Annotated in this window: 19 protein-coding genes; 6 read left to right on the plus strand and 13 right to left on the minus strand. The window is 61.7% G+C overall.

The annotated features are described in order from the left end of the window. Positions 1–37: 37 nt before the first annotated feature. Positions 38–478: an rRNA adenine N-6-methyltransferase family protein gene (locus tag MK_RS01255; protein ID WP_011018611.1), complete on the plus strand. Its 441-nt coding sequence runs from the start codon at positions 38–40 to the stop codon at positions 476–478. A 138-nt stretch (positions 479–616) separates the two neighbouring features. Here the strand turns inward: MK_RS01255 and MK_RS01260 are convergent, their stop codons facing one another. Next, positions 617–1,480: an Mrp/NBP35 family ATP-binding protein gene (locus MK_RS01260; RefSeq protein ID WP_148679425.1), complete on the minus strand. Its 864-nt coding sequence runs from the start codon at positions 1,478–1,480 to the stop codon at positions 617–619. 201 nt (positions 1,481–1,681) lie between these two features. After that, on the minus strand, positions 1,682–2,548 hold the full coding sequence (locus tag MK_RS01265; protein ID WP_011018613.1) for a hypothetical protein: 867 nt from the start codon (positions 2,546–2,548) through the stop codon (positions 1,682–1,684). A gap of 38 nt (positions 2,549–2,586) precedes the next feature. Here MK_RS01265 and MK_RS01270 point away from each other — a divergent pair, with 38 nt between their 5' ends. Further along, complete coding sequence (locus MK_RS01270) at positions 2,587–3,771, plus strand: hypothetical protein (protein ID WP_011018614.1); 1,185 nt, start codon at positions 2,587–2,589, stop codon at positions 3,769–3,771. On the opposite strand, the gene MK_RS01275 is transcribed toward MK_RS01270, so the two are convergent. Both MK_RS01275 and MK_RS01280 read right to left on the minus strand, forming a co-directional pair. Beyond that, positions 3,753–4,880: a DUF512 domain-containing protein gene (locus tag MK_RS01275; RefSeq protein ID WP_011018615.1), complete on the minus strand. Its 1,128-nt coding sequence runs from the start codon at positions 4,878–4,880 to the stop codon at positions 3,753–3,755. The two genes, MK_RS01270 and MK_RS01275, sit on opposite strands and share 19 nt — an antisense overlap. A 278-nt stretch (positions 4,881–5,158) precedes the next feature. Beyond that, positions 5,159–7,174: a helicase-related protein gene (locus MK_RS01280; RefSeq protein WP_158295869.1), complete on the minus strand. Its 2,016-nt coding sequence runs from the start codon at positions 7,172–7,174 to the stop codon at positions 5,159–5,161. 52 nt (positions 7,175–7,226) lie between these two features. Between MK_RS01280 and MK_RS01285 the strand changes: the two genes are divergently transcribed. Next, the gene (locus tag MK_RS01285; RefSeq protein ID WP_148679426.1) at positions 7,227–8,501 is read left to right on the plus strand and encodes a phosphoadenosine phosphosulfate reductase family protein; all 1,275 of its coding nucleotides are present in this window, start codon (positions 7,227–7,229) and stop codon (positions 8,499–8,501) included. A 124-nt stretch (positions 8,502–8,625) separates the two neighbouring features. On the opposite strand, the gene rpsJ is transcribed toward MK_RS01285, so the two are convergent. The 5 genes from rpsJ to MK_RS01310 form a co-directional block, all read right to left on the minus strand. Beyond that, positions 8,626–8,934, minus strand: coding sequence for a 30S ribosomal protein S10 (gene rpsJ, locus MK_RS01290; protein ID WP_011018618.1), 309 nt, complete (start codon positions 8,932–8,934; stop codon positions 8,626–8,628). Positions 8,935–8,977: 43 nt separating this feature from the next. Continuing rightward, on the minus strand, positions 8,978–10,249 hold the full coding sequence (gene tuf, locus MK_RS01295; RefSeq protein WP_011018619.1) for a translation elongation factor EF-1 subunit alpha: 1,272 nt from the start codon (positions 10,247–10,249) through the stop codon (positions 8,978–8,980). 82 nt (positions 10,250–10,331) lie between these two features. Next, on the minus strand, positions 10,332–11,285 hold the full coding sequence (locus tag MK_RS01300) for a UDP-N-acetylglucosamine 3-dehydrogenase (protein WP_011018620.1): 954 nt from the start codon (positions 11,283–11,285) through the stop codon (positions 10,332–10,334). Positions 11,286–11,475: 190 nt separating this feature from the next. Beyond that, positions 11,476–13,485 (minus strand): CoB--CoM heterodisulfide reductase iron-sulfur subunit A family protein, encoded by a 2,010-nt coding sequence (locus MK_RS01305; protein ID WP_011018621.1) that lies wholly within the window; start codon positions 13,483–13,485, stop codon positions 11,476–11,478. A gap of 114 nt (positions 13,486–13,599) precedes the next feature. After that, entirely contained in the window at positions 13,600–14,349 is a 750-nt protein-coding gene (locus MK_RS01310) for a hypothetical protein (RefSeq protein ID WP_011018622.1), read from the minus strand. A gap of 75 nt (positions 14,350–14,424) precedes the next feature. Here MK_RS01310 and MK_RS01315 point away from each other — a divergent pair, with 75 nt between their 5' ends. From MK_RS01315 to MK_RS01325, 3 genes are read left to right on the plus strand one after another with little or no spacing between them, the layout of a single operon-like run. Then, positions 14,425–14,946 (plus strand): 50S ribosomal protein L16, encoded by a 522-nt coding sequence (locus tag MK_RS01315; RefSeq protein ID WP_011018623.1) that lies wholly within the window; start codon positions 14,425–14,427, stop codon positions 14,944–14,946. A gap of 33 nt (positions 14,947–14,979) precedes the next feature. Then, complete coding sequence (ppsA, locus tag MK_RS01320) at positions 14,980–17,292, plus strand: phosphoenolpyruvate synthase (protein ID WP_011018624.1); 2,313 nt, start codon at positions 14,980–14,982, stop codon at positions 17,290–17,292. Positions 17,293–17,297: 5 nt separating this feature from the next. Then, on the plus strand, positions 17,298–18,023 hold the full coding sequence (locus MK_RS01325) for a TrmB family transcriptional regulator (RefSeq protein WP_011018625.1): 726 nt from the start codon (positions 17,298–17,300) through the stop codon (positions 18,021–18,023). Here MK_RS01325 and MK_RS01330 read toward each other — a convergent pair. From MK_RS01330 to MK_RS01345, 4 genes are read right to left on the minus strand one after another with little or no spacing between them, the layout of a single operon-like run. Further along, positions 17,986–18,486 (minus strand): HD domain-containing protein, encoded by a 501-nt coding sequence (locus tag MK_RS01330; RefSeq protein WP_158295870.1) that lies wholly within the window; start codon positions 18,484–18,486, stop codon positions 17,986–17,988. The genes MK_RS01325 and MK_RS01330 overlap by 38 nt on opposite strands. 36 nt (positions 18,487–18,522) lie before the next feature. Beyond that, positions 18,523–18,798, minus strand: coding sequence for an elongation factor 1-beta (locus tag MK_RS01335; RefSeq protein ID WP_148679427.1), 276 nt, complete (start codon positions 18,796–18,798; stop codon positions 18,523–18,525). Positions 18,799–18,811: 13 nt separating this feature from the next. Further along, entirely contained in the window at positions 18,812–19,126 is a 315-nt protein-coding gene (locus MK_RS09230) for a zinc finger domain-containing protein (protein ID WP_226988653.1), read from the minus strand. A gap of 50 nt (positions 19,127–19,176) precedes the next feature. Further along, positions 19,177–19,410: a sulfurtransferase TusA family protein gene (locus MK_RS01345; protein ID WP_011018629.1), complete on the minus strand. Its 234-nt coding sequence runs from the start codon at positions 19,408–19,410 to the stop codon at positions 19,177–19,179. Positions 19,411–19,556 lie beyond the last annotated feature (146 nt).

The raw sequence follows: 19,556 nt of genomic DNA on the forward strand, positions 1-19,556 counted from the left end.
AGCTTAACCGGCAGGACGGAGGACGTCGGGGGCCGACGTGACCCGCTCCTACCTGGTGTTCGACGTGGGGAGGTACCGAGAGCTGGCTGAGGAGCTCGTGAAGCCGGAGGACATCGTGGTGGAGGTCGGCGCCGCCGCGGGTGATACCACCGTCAGACTGGCCCGCAACGCCCGGCTGGTGATCGCCTTCGAGAAGTCGGAGGAGATGTTCGAACGGCTGAGGGAACGCGTGCGCGACCTGGACAACGTGATCGTCCTGTGCGAGGACGGGTTCGAGCTGGGGGAAGTGCTCAAACGTACGGAGCGCGTGGACGCTGTCTTCATCGACGTAGGGGGTGGGGCGCAGCCGAGGTTGGCACTGGCGCTGTGGGAGGCTTACTACTCGCGCTTCCGTCCGAGGGTGATCGTGGTCCGGAACCGGAGGCTCTGCCGGCTGATCGAGACCGTGGAACGCGTGGAGTGCGATGAGGAGGTATAGCCGCCTCTGACGCGGTGATGAGGGCACTCGGGGCCGAGCACGCGCTCCGCGATGAGGAGGTGACCCCACTGACGGCTCGCACGTCGATCGGAGGATGAAACGTTCTACCGGGGGGCGGAAGGTTGCCCGAGGGCGCCTTCAGAGGCGGTCACGAACGGCTTCAGCGAGCTCGGAGAAGGCCTCGGAGACTCGCGAGTCGGGGGCGGCGATGACGAACGGTTTACCTTCCTCCTCGGCCTTCCGCTTCGCCTCCGGGTCTAGGGGTATCCGGGCGAGGACCTCGGTGTCGAATCGCTCCGCGAGCTTCTCCGAGTAGTCGTCCGAGAAGTACTCGATCGTGCTCCCGCACTCGGGGCAGACGATCCCGTGCATGTTACTGACGATCCCGATCAACCGAGCCTCCAGCTTATCGACGGCTTCACCGGCCTTCACGACGTCGGAGAACGCCAGGGACTCGGGGCTGGCGACCAGGAGCACGTTACGGGCGTCCTCGGGGAGCATCTGCAGCGCCGTCATGACCTCGTCACCGGTTCCAGGAGGCATGTCGATGATCAGGTAGTCCAGGTCGCCCCAGCGCGTCTTGACGAGGATCTCGCGGATGAAGCCGGACTTGCGCGGCCCACGCCAGAGGACGGGGAGGTCCTCGCGCTCCAGCATGGTGCCGATGGACATCACTTTCACGTCACGGTAGCCCGAGAGCGGGAACAGACCGGCGGGCGTTCCCTGTGGGGGCTCCGTGACCCCGAGTTGCTCAGGTACGTTCGGTCCGTGGATGTCCAGGTCCAGGATACCCACCTCGTCGTCCTCGGCCAGCGCGAGCGCGAGGTTCACCGAGACGGTGGTCTTACCCACGCCGCCTTTGCCGCTCATGACGACAAGGACGTGCTCGACGCTCTCCAGGTTCTTCTCGATGGCTTCGCGTTCCTTCTCGAGGCGCTTCTCTAGCTCCTCTCGGGACGGGTGGTGCGGGTGGCCCTCACGTGGCTCGTTCCCCTCGGCCAAGGGACTCACCCCGGTTAGGTGCACCTAATGAGTCGTTCGAGGCTCTTAAAACCGGTTCCCCTGTGTGCCCACGTCGAGCGACGGTACCGATGGACCGATCCCAGGCTAAACGATCTGGGGACGGTCGACGGCACCCGGGCGCGGATCGGGCTCGTAGAGGCGGGTTCAGCCGGCGGGAGGGCGCGGGTGAGCCCTGCCCGGTCATCGCCGCACTCGTTCTCCGACGGTGGAGCGCCCGATGAGGACGAGCCGGCGGTAGCCTAGAAGCCGCGCCAAGCGACCGCACTCCGGTACTTCGGTACGGCCGAAGGTCTTCGCCTTGATGAGGTCCCCCAACGCCCCTCCCGTGAGTACGTCCCATACGGCGTCCATGAGCGTTGGGTCCTCGATCTCGAGTCGTTCCTCCAGGTACTCACGAAGCCTGGGTTCCACCTTGAACCGGTAGAACGCCCCGGCCAGGGTGAAGGAGATCAGGAAAGCGATAGACCCTATCGGGTCCCCTCGCGTGCACGCGAGCAGGAGGGCCGTCGCGACCGAGGCGTTCCCCGCGTCCCCGAGCATCACGCGACCCTTCAGGTCCAGCAGGACGTAGGGTATGAGCGCCGCCCAGGCGACGGAGACCAGGGTCGGGTTCCACCATGGGAGGGTCGCGACGGTGGCGGTCAGCGCGGCGAAGGTGAACGCGCGCGGCTGCATGTCCACAATGTTGGCGGGTTGTGGGAGGAACCCCGCCACGAGCCCCGTGATAGGGTGGAACTTCCACCAACACCACCCGAAGGCCACCAACATCGCGGTACCCCGGGCCAGATGACCCACCTCGACACCGAACCTCGTGGGAGTCCTGCCGAGCGCGTCGTCCACGAACCCCAGCACGGCGTGGGCCGCGACCGGGACGCCGTGGGTTAGGGGCGCCAGATACGCGTATATTAAGGCCGGGATGACGCCGACGCCCCTCGGTGTACCTCCCCGAACGGGCTCGTAGAGCGGTCCGTCCAGGAACTTGAAGATCGCGCACGCCGCGAGGGTCGCAGGTGCGGACGCTACGAGTGCCACCAACATGGCGTGCACGGACTAGCCCCCACAGTCGGCTCGGGAGGACACCCAAGATGGGAAGATTCGAGCGCAACTTGGCGGCGATGTTCACGGAATACGCCCTGATCAGCACGCTCCAGGCCCTCTTCTGGATCGTGCTACCTAGGACCCTGGGCCCTCAGCAGTTCGGGAAGCTCGTGCTTCTGATCAACTTGGCGGGGTTCCTCTCCGACCCCATCCATCAGGCGGTGGCCTTCGCGTGTTCTCCCGAGCTGTTGGGTCTCGGGGATAGGGAGCGCGCCTCCCTGTGCGTTTCAGCTGTGATCGTCTCATTGATGCTCTCCTTCGCGGTCGCTTCGGCGATGCTGCTCGCCATCACCTTCCTACCTGTACCGGAGAAGCTCCGTATCGTGTCGGATCCGTGGGTTGCCTCCGGCTTGTTGGTCTTATGTATGTCACCGGTGACGAAGGTCGTGGAACCGTTCCTCCTCGCCGCCGGACGGAACGTGTTCGTGGTGGCCATAGCCCTGGGTCACGCCGCTAAGGTGGTGATTCCGCCGCTACTGAGGACTTCGTGGGTCGGAGCGGCGATATGTACCGGACTCTGCCCGTTATTGGCCGGCCTGGCGACCCTACCGCTCGTCGGTAGGCCTCGGGGATGGAATTTCGCGATCGGGTACCTCACACGCGGTATGGTCATCGTCGTGGATCGTCTCGTCGAGTTGGGATCGTACGCGTACGCGGTCCTCCTAACGTACCTCCTGTACGGCTCGAAGACCTCGGCGTTCGTCGGTCTGGGGTTGGCGGCCTACAAGTTCGCGGCTCTGACGTTGGAGGCGTTCGTACCGCCGATAACGCTCGAAGTCGGGGCGGGCGAGGAGGAACAGGCGTTCAGGGGACTACGCCGGTACCTCGTCCCGGCGAGTATCGCTACGGCCGTTGCGATCGTCTCGTGCGCTGACCTCGCACCGGTGGTTCTCTCGACCGAGTACGGGCCGGCGGTGCCGATCGTCCGATGGTTCTCGCTCCCCACACTCCTGCTCCCTTACCACATCGCACTACGGGCGTACCTCATCGGAAGCCGTAGATTGCGTCTGCTCCTCGTGTACCGTACCCTTTACGCCTCCTCGTTCTTCGTCATCCTTCATACGCTGACCGGAGCGTTCGGGCCCGTGAGCGTGCCACTGGGGTTGTTAGCGGCTCTTTCGTCCGCACCTCCGATGGTAGCGATGATCCGACGTCATACGGTCACCGAATGAGTAATCTCGACGAGCACGTCGGGCAAATCCTCTAACCGCTCCGGTCCGACCACTATCTCACACCCGGCGTGTAGTGATACCTCGAAGATCGTGACACCGTCGATGAACGATCCGAGCTCCACGGAGATCCGCGGTACGATGGCCACGTCGAGATCCCGATGCTCGAGTTCGTGGAGGACGTCCTCACCCGTGAGCAGTCCGGCGCACCCGATGTTACCGCCGAAGTACCGATTCTCCACGATTACGGGTTCCAGGACCTCACGCCCCAACTTCTCGTTCGTGGCCCGGCATAACTCCTCGATGACCGGTCCGAACATCTCGCCGGTGACCAGTCCTACCCTCGAGTCGACGCCGCCGAGGGCTTCGGCGCACCGTGACGCCAGGTCGTCAAGACCCTCTAGATGTTCCTCCAACGGAACCAGACTGTCGCAGGGGACCACGTCGAGGTCCAACTCGCGATCCATCCGTCGGCAGATCTCCCACAGGAACCGCATCTCGTCGGGTGTGGGGGGCCGGATACCCTCCCGGTTGTACCTGGTGACCCCGACCGGGATCACCACGCACTTATGGAGGCCCCACTCGTCGAGGTTCCGCAGGATTCTGGGCAGGGAGTTCAAATTGTAGTCGGGCACGGCCACGACGTTGGCGACGGTATCGACCTCACGAGCAGCCTCTCGGACCAACTCCAACACGCGTGCGGCTTCGCGGACGCTCTCCCGGGTCAGCTTGGCGCGTTCCGATGGATCGGTGGAGAGGAGGTGGAAGTCGAGCTGGTCGACGTACCGTAGGAGGATCCGGAGCTTCCGCCCGGTCAGGAATTTTCCGGAAGTTATCACCTTGAGCGGGAGGTTCTCTCGGCTCTCCACGAGCTCGCGCGCCCGGCGGACCACATCTTCCAACCGCGGGTGATTCACCAGCTCGGAAGGATACATGGATAGCTCGTCGATGACGAGATGACGTCGAGCATCCGGTGGGAGTTGAGTAGCGTAACAGTGCCGACAGGTCGGTGAGCATGGCGGTGTGGGATCGTCCGGCGGACCGTGAGACTCGATCAGCCAGGTCTCCTCTCCGTCGTAGTCCAGGTGTCGAGTCACCCACTCCGTACTCACCCGGGCGATCCCCCTTCAGTACCACCGAGACACCACCGGCAGACTAACCAGAGGCCGTAGATCGCCTTCCGACCCTACCACTATCCGTGGCGCGTACTCCTTCGAAGTCGCCGGAGTCGCGGCTGGGAGTCGACGCCCATGCTGCAACCACGCACTCGGGGTAGTGAACGACTTGGCCCCGCGTGGCCGACGGAGGAACTGGACGCTACGTCATGCTACATTCCGTCGGTGAGTGAGTTATAGAAACGGTCTGGGACGCCCGTGAGACCGTGCCGGTACTACACCCCACACTTCGGCTGCCGTCCTTCGACACCGTCGGGTAGTCCTTCCCTTTCCCGTAGCTTCTCCGCCAGCTGCAGTATTCCGAGCAAGTATCGCTCGATCAAGCTCTCGAACGTCACCACATCCTCCTTGGGCCAGGGGCAGCGGGGCAGCCGCAGGTTCCGCGGATTTTCCTTCCTGGCCAGTATGATGGCTTCCTCGACCGCGGACTCCCACTCCAGCAGGGGCATCACGGCCGGCGGTGACTCGTAAATCAGCAGGAAGGCCTCCCTGTCGGATTCCTCCGGAATCAACGATTCTACGGGCCGATGGACGTAATGGTTCAAGAGTGAGAGCGGCACCCCGTGCTTCAACTTCAGGGCGTAGTTGAGGGCGTGAACCGCGTGTTCGGCTGAATCAGCTCCGACCCTCCGCCTCAAATCCGGGTCCTCCAGGCGGATGTAGTACGCTTTCACGCGTATCGTGATGTCACCATGCTCCACCAGGATAGGTCGCTCGGGTTCGTCCGGGGGAGGTGAGAGCACCGTGTCCGTCCACCGGAGCTCGACGTACCCGATCCCGCACTCTTCCTCTCCTTCGGCGTAGACCTCGATCCTGGGGTAAGTCCACCAGCCTTCCTCGATAAGCTGTGCCACGGTGGGATCGTACTCCTCCGCGGGGACGGCCGGGATCATGAGGGTCTCCCGGTCAGGTGGCCCACTGACGACCCAGATCTCGCCGGCGGCCCTGAACGCGCATCCCGGAGCCCAGGCTCTGGGCACGTCTTCGGGGTCGACTTGGTCCCTGAGAACGGCCCGTGGGTTGTCCTCACGGACCACCCGGTACGCGTCCTTTTCCCCGTAGAACGACTCGGTCGGGTTACTTTCCGGTGGTGCGGCCAGGTGAGACTGAGCGTAAGCTAATATGCGCTCGACCTTACCTTCCAAGTAGGCCTCGCGGAATCTCCTCGGAGTCCTGGTCACGAACGAGGTCCAAGGGTCGGCCGGGTAGATCACGGACTCAGCTTCCTGACCGCGCCTGCCGGCACGTCCTTCCCGCTGCCAGAAGTCGGAGACGCGGTCAGGAATTCCGTAGTGCACGACTCGAGTTACGGATCCCACATCGATGCCGACCTCGAGCGTCTTCACCGTGATCATCACGGAGGCACGACCTCGCTTGAACTCCCGCTCGGCACGTCGGCGCTCGTCCCGGGGGAGCGCCCCGTGGTGTAGAGTGACGTATCCCTCGAGCCCGTACCGCCGGCATAGTACCTGGTAAGCGTGCTCCGCCTGCGCCCGGGTTCGAAAGAATACCAGCGTTTTCGAGTCCTCCCGGACATATCGGGTGATGTCTTCCAGGAGGTCGGCCATTTTGGCGGTATTCCGGACTACGAACTTACGGGGCGCCATCTTTCCCCTACCACGAACGTGCGTGCAGGTCTCACCGGTGGCTCGCTCGACCTCGCCGCAGAAGGAATCCGGGTGTCCCACGGTTCCGGACATGAACAGGTGTCGGCGATCCCGGAGTGCGCGAACGATCCCGAGTAACAGGTTCACCTGTCTGGGACCGTAGAAGTGGACCTCGTCCCACACGAGGCATCGTGCGACGTCGGTCAGGAACTCCCAGAACTGAAGCCCTCGACGGGCGTGGATCCAGATCATCTGTGGGTTGGTGACGACGATCTCGGCTTCCTGAATCCTGGCGCGCCAGCCCGGGTGGTCGCCGTCGGCGATCACCACGTCGTAACCGTACCGGATCATCCGTTCGGCCTGATCACGGGCGAGGGCCTTGGTCGGATACACGAAAACGGCGGGAAAGGTCCGTTCATGCTCTATCGCCGCGAGAGCCGCCTCGGTTTTTCCCGCACCCATTCCCGCGGTCAGTAGGACGTGGCCGTTCTCGAACGCCTCGGCGGTCTCCACTTGATGTCTGTAGGCCTCCACGTCCGGGAGCCGTTTCGAGAACCTCGAAAGCGGGATTCCGGCACCTTCCGGTTCTTCACCCTCCCATTCGAGCTCCCACCGAGCCTCCATCGATCTCACACCCATAACCGGTCGGAAGGGACGTCCCTCGGGGGGTTAAAAGTTGGAAGGTAGGGTGCACCTGCACGTGCTGGTGAGAGCCCGAAAGGACGCGTCGGCCGTGGAATCGGCGCTGGAGCGGTATTACCCGGACTGGGAGTGGAAAGTGGAAACGCTCGGAGGTGAGCGCGATCCGTCGTGGATCGTCGGTTTGGCGCGTGAACGGTTCGAGGGTTCCGACGCACTGTGGAAGGTACTTCTTCTGGGCCGGCGTAGTTACCCCGGTCGCGGGCGCGTGGTCTGGATGGAGGGATGGTCGGCGGTGAACGTGGGCAAGGCGGAGGTCCGGAACGCCAGGCTGACCGAGATCGTGGACGGTATCGAGCTAGGACGTGCCGCCCCGCGCCTGAGCGTGGCTTTCAGACGGGTACCGGAGCTCCGGCGAGGGAGGTTACTGACCGAGAACCAGGACGCGGATACCATGCTCCGGTGGGGTAAATTCACCGAGACAATCGCCGAGCTGGCTGGGGAGGAGCTACCTCCCGGTGCGTACTTCTCACTCCGAAAGCCGGGGAACCCGCCGGAAGAAGTACTCTACGACGCCTCCGGTAAGCCGATCCTCAGGATCATCACGCCGGACGAAGGCGAACCGAGCGTAAGCGTGCTCGGAGACGGGGAACCCTTCGATTCTAGGGCGTTCGTCCGTGAGAACCGTGAGACGCTGGAGAACCTGTTCGAGGACGCCGTGGATTTTCTTGGAGGAGTGGCGGAGGAGTTCGATGTCCTGTTCGTGCCGGTCAGCGGAGGGAAGGACAGCACGTGCTGCTTAGCGATAGCCGTCGAGACGACCGATCGCTTAGGGATCGACGTCGAAGCCGTGTACGTGGATACTGGATACGACCTGGGCAGAGACGTCGTCGAAGACGTCGGAGCGGCGTTGGGAGTCGATATCAAGCACGTAGACGTTTCCGATGCGTTTGAACGTGGGTTGAGGGAGCGGAAGCCCACCCATGAGAACCGATGGTGCACCGGTGTGAAGCTTTCCGGGATCAAGAAAGTGCTGAAGGATTTGGAGGGAGATGTCCTGCTGGTCGTGGGAGATCGAGACGCGGAGAGCCGCAGGAGGAGATTGAGGCCGCCGGTCCACAGGAACCGGCTGCTCGACGTACCCGAAGTTAACCCTGTGAAAGGATGGGGAGGGGCCGAGGTGCTCGGGACGTTGTTCCGATTGGGCCTACCGGTGAGCGAACTGTACGAGATCGGGTTCTATAGGTTGGGTTGCTCCGTGTGCCCTTCCCTCACGGCGTGGGAGAGAGCGCTCATGGAGCTCAGCCGATGATCCTAACTGTTGGCTTCATCGCAACTCTCAAGCGCGTCGGAACCGCAGTTTCCTACGGACTCGACGGCGCGCCCGCGGGAACAACGTTACGGTTATTTTAACGATTGCGTCCGGGGGTATCGGTTCACTTCATGATGATCTCCACGTGTACTTCCTCGGGAATGTGTATACGCATTAGCCGTCGGATCGTACGCTCATCGCCCTTAATATCGATCAGCCGCTTGTGAATGCGCATCTCCCACTTGTCCCAGGTGGCCTTACCCTCACCGTCCGGAGACTTCCGTGTCGGAACCAGAAGTCGCTTAGTCGGCAGTGGAATAGGTCCGGACATCTGAGCACCGGTTTCCTCAACAACCTTCTTGATCCGCTCACAGACCTCCTCGAGTTTGTAGTGATCGGTACTCGACAGGCGCAGGCGTACTTCCTGGGCCATCACACCACCTCCCGAAAGAGATTATCTCGAGGGGAAAGAGGGCTTACTCCTCCTTTTCGATCTTCACACACATTCCGGCGGCCACTGTCTGACCCATGTCTCTGATGGCGAACCGGCCCAGCTGTGGGATGAAGCTGACCTCCTCGATGACCATCGGCTTCGTCGGCCGGATGCGCACCTTCGCGGCCTCTCCGGTCTTCAGGAAGTCCGGGTTCTCCTCGATCACCTCACCGGTAGCCGGGTCGATCTTTTCGATGAGCTCCTCGAACTTGCAGGCCACCTGGGCGGTGTGGCAGTGGAACACCGGCGTGTAACCTGCGGTGATCGCGCTCGGGTGCTGTAGGACCACGATCTGCGCGATGAAGGTGTCGTCCGGCGTGACCACGGTCGCCGGCTCGTCGGGGTGACAGGCTACGTCACCACGGCTGATGTCGTTCTTACCCACGCCCTTCACGTTGAAACCGATGTTGTCACCCGGCTCGGCGCGCTCGATCTCCTCGTGGTGCATCTCGATGCTCCTGACCTCACCCTCTCCCTTCCGGCCTCCGGTGGCCGTGTAGGCCGGCTCGAACCGGACGGTGTCGCCCACCTCGAGTACTCCGGTCTCGACTCGGCCCACCGGCACGGTACCGACACCGGTGATCGAGTACACGTCCTGGATCGGGATCCGCAGCGGCTTGTCGGTCGGCTTCTCAGGCGGTTCTAGGTTGTCCAGAGCCTCCAGCAGAGTCGGACCGTCGTACCACGGCGTGTTGTCGCTCTTCTCGACCACGTTGTCGCCCTCGAAGGCGCTGATCGGGATGAACGGGATCTCGTCGACGTTGTAACCGATCGTCTTGAGGAGCTCGGCGACCTCCTGCTTGACCTCCTCGTACCTGTTCTCATCGTAGTCCACGAGGTCCATCTTGTTGATAGCCACGATGAGCTGGTCGATACCCAGCGTCTTGGCCAGGAACGCGTGCTCCTTGGTCTGCGGCATCACACCGTCGTCCGCGGCCACTACCAGGATGGCGGCGTCGGCCTGGCTCGCACCGGTGATCATGTTCTTAACGAAGTCTCGATGACCTGGACAGTCCACGATGGTGAACTCGTAGTTGTCGGTCTCGAACTTGGTGTGAGCTAGGTCGATCGTTACACCTCGCTCCCGCTCCTCCTCGAGCGTGTCCATGATGACTCTGAACTTGTCCTCTCCCTCACCCAGGTCCTTGTCCTCGATCACACCGGTGTCGTACAGCAATCGACCGACCAGGGTGGACTTACCGTGGTCTACGTGGCCGATGAACGCGAGGTTAATGTGCTCCTTCTCCTTCGCCACGGGAACCTCCCCCGGTTTCGGTTTTCGCGACGACCCGGCCGATCCCCGTTTTATAATATTGTCGGTTATGGGAAAAGCTCGGTCATTCGACTTCCTCCAGCGAGACGGGTCGATCCTCCTTCACAGACTTGAGGGCCGCCACGGCCGTACGGAGGGCTTGAAGTCCCGCTTCGCCGTCGACGAGGGGATCTCGATTTTCTAATATGGATTCGGCGAAGTCCCGAAGCTCCAGTTTCAGAGGTTCTTCCTTCCGTATATTGAACCGTTTAACACCCTCCCGATCCATCAACCGGAGCTCCTGTTCTATGTACTGAATCTCCAGGATAGCCTCCCGACCTGTCACCTCGAGCCTCCGTTCCTTGTGCGGGGTGAGCCAATTCACCTCTATCAGTCCGGTGGGATCTCCCTCGAACCGGAGCATAACCTCGGCGTAATCCTCCTGAGTTCGGGTGATGGCAGAACCGGCCGCGGCGTACACCTCCTCCACCTCGGTTTCGGCCAGGTAGCGCATCACGTCGATGTCGTGCACGGCGAGGTCCACGATGACACCCACGTCCCGGATCCTGGGTGGATACGGCCCGACCCGCTTAGCCGACATGACTACGATATCGCCCAAGTCACCCCTTGAGACGACTTCCTTAGCCTTCATCACGCTCGGGTTGAACCGCTCGATGTGGCCGACCGCGAGCTTCAACCCGTGGTCCTCCGCGGCGTCGATGATGCGTCTGGCGTTCTCGATCGTATCGGCGATCGGTTTCTCGACGAGAACATGCACACCCGCTTCCAACGCGTCAACGGCGATATCCGCGTGGTACTTCGTCGGGACGCAGATGCTGACGCCGTCTAGGTCTTCCTCCTGAAGCATCTTCCGATGGTCGGTGTACCAGTTGACGTCGTACTTCTTGGCGACCTCCTTGACCCTGCGCTCGTTGACGTCACAGACCGCCACCAGCTCCGTCTCTTCGAGCTCGTGGTACACCCGGGCGTGGTGTGATCCCATCATGCCGACGCCGATAACACCGGCACGTACGGTCAAGTGGCGGCACCCCCTGTCGGAGCGTCGGCGTGTCGGTCCTCGGGAAGCGTTAAAACTCGGCGGTCCCATGCCGTAAATTGTTACGAATATCATAACGATTCGCGCCGGGCGTGGGCCCCATCCCCCACCCCCTGGGCTTTCGCCCTTCGGGGGCGGGGTCATCGGGGACTCGTGATCTTGAGGCCTTCCGTTACTCCTCCTCTTCCTCCTCGAGTGCTTCCGCCAGCAGCGCCTCGATCTGTGGCATCAGCTGCTCGTCCCGGTAGTAGCGTAGCTGCATTGCACCGCTCGGGCACGCGGCGGCGCACTGTCCGCAGCCCTGGCAGGCCACGTCCTGCACCTCGGCGACCCTCTTACCGTCCTTCTCCACCATTTCGATGGCGTCGAACGGACACACCTGCGCGCACGCTCCGCAGCCGCCGCAGACGTCCTCGTCCACGGTCGCGGTGATCAGCTCGATCTCGACCTTACCCTGGGACATCGGGATGCTGGCCTCGCTGGCGGCACCCTTCGCCTGGGCCACAGTGTCCGGGATGTCCTTCGGACCCTGAGCTACACCGGCGATCTGGACGCCGCGGACCTTCGTGCTGACCGGCTCTAGCTTCGGGTGTAGCTCCTTGAAGAACCCGTCCGGCGACCTGTCGATGCCCAGGATGTCGGCGAGCTTGGAGTACGTCTCCTCCGGCGCCACTAGACCGCAGCCCAGCACCACGAGGTCCGCCTCGATCTCCATCGGCTCGCCGGTGAGCGTGTCCTCGACGCGCACGATGAGGTTCTTGGTCTCCGGGTCTTCGACGATCTCGGCCGGTCTACCTCGGATGAAGCGCACACCGAACTGCTTCTGGGCACGCTCGTAGTACTCCTCGTAACCCTTACCGAACGCCCGCACGTCCATGTAGCAGCAGTAGACCTCCGCGTCCGGCTCGTGCTGCTTGATCAGCTGCGCGTTCTTGAGGATGAACATACAGCAGATCCTGCTGCAGTACGCCTCACCCTTCTCCTCCTTGCCCGGGCACCGCGATCCGACACAGTGGATGAACACGATCCTGTGCGGCTCCTTGCCGTCGCTCGGTCGGATCACGTGACCCTCCGTCGGACCGGCGGGGTTGATCATCCGCTCCAGCTCCAGCGTGGTGATCACGTTGTCGTACTTACCGTAGCCGTACTCCTCGAGCTTGCTCGCGTCGAACTCCTCGTAACCGGTCGCCACGATGATCGTGCCGACCTTCAGCCTGATTTCCTCCGGCTCCTGGTCGAAGTCTATCGCCGGCGGGTCCTGTGGGCACGCCTCCTCGCACAGGCCGCACTGGATGCAGTGCTCCATGTCGATCGTGTACACCAACGGCATCGCCTGCGGGAACGGCACGTAGATCGCCTTCCTGGTGCCGATTCCCAGATCGAACTCGTTGGGCACCTCGATCGGACAGACCTCGGCGCAGACTCCGCAGCCCGTGCACGCGTCCTCGTCCACGTACCGCGGCTTCTTCTCGATCGTTACCTCGAAGTTACCGATGTAGCCGTCCACGTCCTTGACCTCGGCGTAAGTGATCATCTCGATGTTCGGGTGGTTACCCACCTGCACCATCTTCGGAGCCAGGATTCACATGGCGCAGTCGTCGGTCGGGAACGTCTTCGCCAGCCGTGCCATGTTGCCTCCGATCGTCGGCTCCTTCTCCACCAGGTACACCTTGAAGCCCTGATCCGCGAGGTCCAGGGCCGCCTGGATCCCGGCGATACCACCACCGATGATGAGAACGCTGTTCTCGACCTCCACCTCCTTCGTCGGCACGTCCTCGAGCCGCTTAGCACGCTCCACTGCCGCCCGAATTAGGTCCTTGGCCTTCTCCGTGGCCTTCTCCGGCTCCTGCATGTGCACGAACGAGCAGTGCTCTCGGATGTTTACCATCTCCATGTAGTATGGCGACAATCCGGCCTCCTTGACGCAGTTCCTGAACGTGTTCTCGTGGATCTTCGGCGTACAAGCTGCCACGACTACTCGGTCGAGGTCGTGTTCCTTGATGGCTTCCTGGATGATCTCCTGACCCGGATCGGCGCAGAAGAACGGGTAATCCGTCGCGTACACGACGCCGGGCAGTTTCTTGGCGTACTCAACGACCTCTTCGACGTCGACGGACGCCTTGATGTTCACACCGCAGTGGCACACGAACACGCCTATCCTGACGTCGTCCTTGTCGCCCACTGGTTCTCACCCCCTATGCCGTTGTGGCCACGCCCGGTCACACGATGTCCGAGTTATAAGCGTTGGGATATTGGAGGCGGAAATCGGGGAGATTGGAGGGGAGACACAAGGGCGTTAGAGCTGAAGTCCGGGGAAACACTTCGAGAGTAGCATACAGAAGATATCGGAGGCGTACTTGGTCAGGTTGTTCACCATGTTGTCCAGCTCGCTTTTGGCGCTCTCGTAGGCGCTCTTCTCGTTGCCACTGGCGCTCTTAAGGGCATTTTCTACACGATCATATAACATTGCTATCGGGCCGAACGATTTGATCGCCTCCTTCAAGTTCACCTGAAGCTCCGCCGTCACCGCGCTCAGTAGCTGCATCAACGTCGCGTTCGGGCCGATGAACTGGACCAGCATCAGATGGAACTCGTTCAGCGGCTTCTGGAAGGATTCCTCGTGTAGTTTCTGGTTCACTACCGCCTTGACCGCTGACAGTACTACGGCGAACACTATGTCCTCGGGTCGTGGCTCATGGTAGGCTTGACCGCGGAGGCAATCGATCACCGCAGCCACACCATTGCTCAACGCGTCACACAGCGACTGCGTCAAGCCGCTGGCCAAGCTGTAGTACTCGGGTGGTATCGTCGTAGTGACGTTGGCGGATCCCGTCGTGGAGGTTGACTTTGTTTCATCCGTTCCGATCGTGAGCGGTACACCGACGACGCTGACACCCACATCTGAGCCTGCATCTGCGCCTGCAGACGGCTTGACGGTCGCTGTAGGCGCCGTTTCAGTGGTCGCCGACGTCTGGAGTTCCGCCGCTGAGGCTATCGGGATCACTACCATCGCTACTAGGAGGGTCGCGATGGCGCTAGCACGCATACGATCATCCCTGAGCGTAACAGGCACGTTACCGTTTTAAAATCTCTACGAAGCGGGTGGCGGGGGTGGGTAGCGATGGTGAACCGTCCGGCCCGGATCTACCGGGAGTGGAAGGGTCCGGCGTACACGCGAAGGGAATACATCAAGGGAGTCCCGGACCCAAAAATCCAGCAGTTCGACATGGGGAATCCGGCGGGTGACTTCGACGTAGAGGTATCACTGGTGGCCAGGGAACGCGCCCAGGTCACGCACAACGCGCTCGAGGCGGCCCGTGTCGCCGCGAACCGTTACCTGACCAAGACCGTGGGTAGGCAGAACTACCACCTGAAGATCCGAGTGTACCCCCACCACGTTCTGCGCGAGAACCCACTGGCCACGGGAGCCGGAGCGGACCGAGTTCAGGAGGGAATGCGACTGGCCTTCGGGAAGCCGATCGGTACGGCGGCCAGGGTGCGTGAGGGTCAGCGCGTGGTTACGGTCCGGATCGACCCGGAGAACTTCGAGCACGCCAAGGAGGCCCTGCGCCGCGCGGGCATGAAGTTCCCGTTCCCGTTCACCATAGTGGTCGACAAGGGTGAAGAACTGGTTCAGGACTGATGCGATACCGATCCGTGCTGAGGGGGGCCCACCGTGAAGTACGTCCGGTGGTTCGAGGAGATATCGAAGGATGACGTCGACGTCGCCGGAGGCAAGGGCGCGAACCTGGGCGAGATGACGCAGGCGGGACTACCAGTCCCGCCCGGCTTCGTGGTCCTGTCCACAGCCTACGATGAGTTCCTCGAGCGCACTGGCCTGAAGGAGAAGATAAAGGAAATACTTTCCTCCCACGACCTGTCCGACAACGACGAGCTTCAGGAGGCCGCGGAGGAGATTCAGCGGCTGATCGTTGAGGTCGAAATGCCGGAGGAGATCCGTGAGGAGATCGTGAAAGCCTACCGGGAGCTCTGCGAGAAGGTCGGTAAGGAAGAGGAGTTCGTAGCTGTCCGCTCGTCGGCGACCGCCGAAGACTTACCGGAAGCTTCCTTCGCGGGCCAGCAGGAGACGTTCCTGAACGTCCAAGGTGAGGAGGACGTCGTGAAGTACGTGCAGAAGTGTTGGGCGTCCCTATTCACCCCTCGGGCCGTGGCTTACCGGGAGGAGCAAGGGTTCGAGCATCTGGACGTTTCGATCGCCGTCGTCGTCCAGAAGATGGTAGATTCGGAGAAGTCAGGAGTAATGTTCACGGTCCACCCCTACACCGGCGAGCGGGACAAGATGGTGATCGAAGCCGTGTGGGGTCTCGGCGAGGCCGTAGTCAGTGGGGAAGTCACTCCCGACACCTACATCGTCGACAAGAACACGTTCGAGGTCATCGAGGAGCAGATATCCGAGCAGGAGTGGATGTACACGAAGGACCCGGAAACAGGGGAGACGGTCAAGGCCGAGGTGCCTGAGGATAAACGCGACGCTAGGAAGCTGACGGACGAAGAGATCAAGGAACTGGCGGAGATCGGAGTAGCCGTGGAGGAGCACTACGGGTTCCCGCAGGATATCGAGTGGGCCATCGAGGACGACGAAGTATACGTGCTGCAGTCGCGTCCGGTCACCACAATACCAGAGGAGAAGGGCGGAGAGGAAGAGATAGAGGCGGAAGAGTTGGAGGGCAAGATCCTCGTCCGCGGCCTAGGGGCCAGCCCGGGGATCGGTACGGGCGAAGTCAAGATCGTGATGGACGTGGACGAGATCGACAAGGTGGAGGAAGGGGACGTCCTGGTCACCAAGATGACCACACCGGACATGGTCCCGGCGATGCGGAAGGCGTCGGCCATAGTCACCGACGAAGGCGGAATCACATGCCACGCCGCGATCGTGTCGCGAGAGCTGGGAATCCCGTGTGTGGTCGGTACGGGCAACGCCACGGAGGTCCTCGAGGAGGGGCAGGTGGTAACGGTCGACGGAGAGCGTGGAGTCGTGTACGAGGGTGACGTGCGCAAGGCCCTCCGTGCCGAGGAGGAAGAGGAGGAGCGGGAAGAGAAGGAGATCGTGGTGGAGCGCCCGGCCGCTGAGCCAGTGACCGCTACGGAGATCAAGGTTAACGTCAGCATGCCCGAAGCCGCGGAGCGTGCCGCTAAGACGGGAGCCGACGGTGTCGGATTGCTCCGTATCGAACACATGATCCTGGGCGTGGGAGTACATCCCCGCAAGCTCATCGAGGAGGGTGAGCGCGAGAAACTCGTGCAAGTGTTGATGGACGGGATCCGCAAGGTCGCGGACGCCTTCTACCCGAAGCCCGTATGGGTCAGAACCCTGGACGCTCCGACCGACGAGTTCCGCGAGCTCGAAGGTGGTGAGCGGGAGCCCGAAGAAACCAACCCGATGCTCGGTTGGAGAGGTATTCGTCGCGATCTCGAGGAGCGGGAGACTCTCGAGTGTCAGTTCGAGGCTATCCGCCGCCTCCACCAGGAGGGTTACGATAACATCGGCGTGATGATTCCGTTGGTACAGCACCCCGAAGAACTGCGCCGCGCTAAGCGGATCGCCAAGGAAGTAGGGCTCAAACCGCATCGTCAGGTCGAGTTCGGAATGATGGTGGAAACACCTGCCGCCGCGGTACTAATCGACGAATTCATCGAAGTAGGCCTCGACTTCGTGAGCCTCGGTACCAACGACCTCACCCAGTACACGTTGGCGGTCGACAGGAACAACGACAAGGTGGCATACCTCTACGACGAGAAGCACCCGGCAGTACTCCGGCTGATCAAACACGTCATCAACGAGTGCAAGGAGGCTGGAGTGAAGACGAGCATCTGCGGTCAGGCGGGTAGCGACCCGAAGATGGCCGAGATACTAGTGAAAGCGGGCATCGACAGCATCTCGGCGAACATCGACGCGGTGCCCCAGATCCGGCGGATCGTAGCCCGGGTAGAGCGGAAGATACTGCTGGATAAGATGAGGGAGTTCTAACGCCCGTGTCCCTCCTGAAACATCTTTCCGAGCTGGGATTGTCCGAACGAGAGGCGCGGGTGTACCTGTACCTGGTCCGCGCCGGTGAGGCCAACGCACGGGAGGTGAGCGAGGGAGTCGAGATCCCGTACTCGAAGGTTTACTCCGTCCTACGATCGCTGGAAGACAAGGGATGGGTGGAAGCCGACCGGAGCGCCAGACCTACCACCTACCGACCGGTATCCCCGGACGTCGCGGTGAAGCGAGCCCTGGAGCAAGAGCTGAACAGGATCCGACGTGAGCTGGAGGAACACGCCAAGGTCGCCGTGAGGAAACTTTCCGAGATATACAGAGCGGAACGCGAGACCGTGGCCCGCACGTATCACGGTAAGTCCGCCAGGGAAACGCTCGCAGAAGTGCTAAGATCGTCGGAAGACATAGCCTGCATCGTCCACTTAGGCCGCAATCTGCCACGCTGGCTCCTGGAGTCGCTTCGGCGGATGGAAGGTTTGATGATCCTTAGGGCTAAGGAAGGGTCCGAGGTCGCCGACGAACTGGAACCCGATGTGAAGGCACCCATCGATATCGAACCCCGAAACACCTTAATAGTGCTCTCAGCGGACCGCCGCGAGTTTTTCTTGGGTAAGTTCGGTGAGGGCGACTACCTGCTCTCACTCGAGGAGCCGATACTGGCCCAAGGGATTCACGATGCGGTCACGAGAGCGTGTAAATCGCGCTCACGGCACGCTTGAGTACCGGGTCAGGTAAGACCCTAAAGCCTAGGAAGGACAGCACCGACTCCAACTTGTCCGAAGTCCACACGCACCAGTCCAGCGGAGTCCTGGGCGGCGGACCGTACGGGAACATATGACGCCTGACAGCCCGAACAACGGCGGGGTCGACGTTCACCTCTTCCAGGAGCTCGCTCCCGGTTCTCCAGTGACAGATACCACAGTGGCCGCCCGGGTCGAGCTTACAGAGTGGGCATCTCGGAATTCCGTAACCGATGTCGTGCAGTAACCCCGATTCGAGGGCGATTTTGCCGTCGACTCTGAACTTCCCCGACAGTCGCCAGCACAGGTAAGCCACCTTCAACGAGTGCTCGAGCCTCGTATCACCACGGTGTCCGCGGATGTCGTGCAGGCGACATAGTCGCCGAAGGACGCGTTCGGGGAGATCGGAAACCACCTCCTCCAGGACACGTAGAAAGCGCAAATGTTTCGACTCCAATAACGTTTCCCCACGGGGCGCTCAGAGGGTGCGACTGGCACTCACCACCTCGACCTGATTGACCTCGTCGACCTCCTTGAGAGCGTCCTCGAGCGCGTCGGTACCTCCCTCGGCGTCCGGCACTACCACCTTCACTCTGATCGCCTTCAGCCCGAAGGCGATAGGTTCTTCCTCCATGCCTTCGATGTCCACGACGTCCATGGACTCGAGCTTCTCGCGGATGGCCTCCTTGAGTTCCTCGTAGTCCACATCGGCACTCTCCGGGAGGACTTTCAGGTCCACGAGTACTTTCGACACCACTATCACCCCCTTAAGGACCTATGAAGCCGCAGTTGGGACACTGGTACCGGTTGCCCAACCTCCTACACTTCTGGCATCGGGTGATCACGACCTCACCGCACTTCGGGCACGGATGGGAAACCGCACGCTCGCCGGGAGCGATCGGTCCACCGCACGCGGAACATACGGCGTAGTCGGCACGCTCTATACGACCGGCTTCGGTCATCTCGACTTCCTCTGCGGCCTCCTCGATGAGTTCTTCCCGCGTCTTACCCCCTGTTTCCTTCAGCTCTTCTGAAGAAGCCCTCTCCACGCCGACTTCCCGCTCCTCGTTCTCCTCCGCCAATCGGTACCCCCTAAAGAGCGGCCCGAAAAGGATGCTATATCAGTGGCGGGCTAGCCCTTCTTCTTGATGTAGATCACGAAGTGGTCCTCTCCCTCCTCCACGTCCAGGACCTCGTGCCCGTTCTCCTCGGCGAACCTCCGGATGTTGTCCTTCGCGGGAGGGTAATCGCCGACGACCTTCAGGACCTCCCCTTCGCTCATCTCCTCCAGCTTCTTCCTAGTTTCGAGCACGGGCATGGGACAGATCTTACCCCGAACGTCCAGCTCTTCGTCGTACTCGACCATCCAGGTCACCCCCGACTCAACCCATGCGATAGGTATTCGGATTTGTTCCCTACAATTCTCAATGGGTATAAGGTCAGTTAATGGTCATATTTAACCACGAACTCCATTAGTGTAATGCAGGAATTCGATTTAATAATAAGTGAGAA

The organism is Methanopyrus kandleri AV19, from assembly GCF_000007185.1.
Taxonomy (GTDB): domain Archaea; phylum JAADCQ01; class Methanopyri; order Methanopyrales; family Methanopyraceae; genus Methanopyrus; species Methanopyrus kandleri.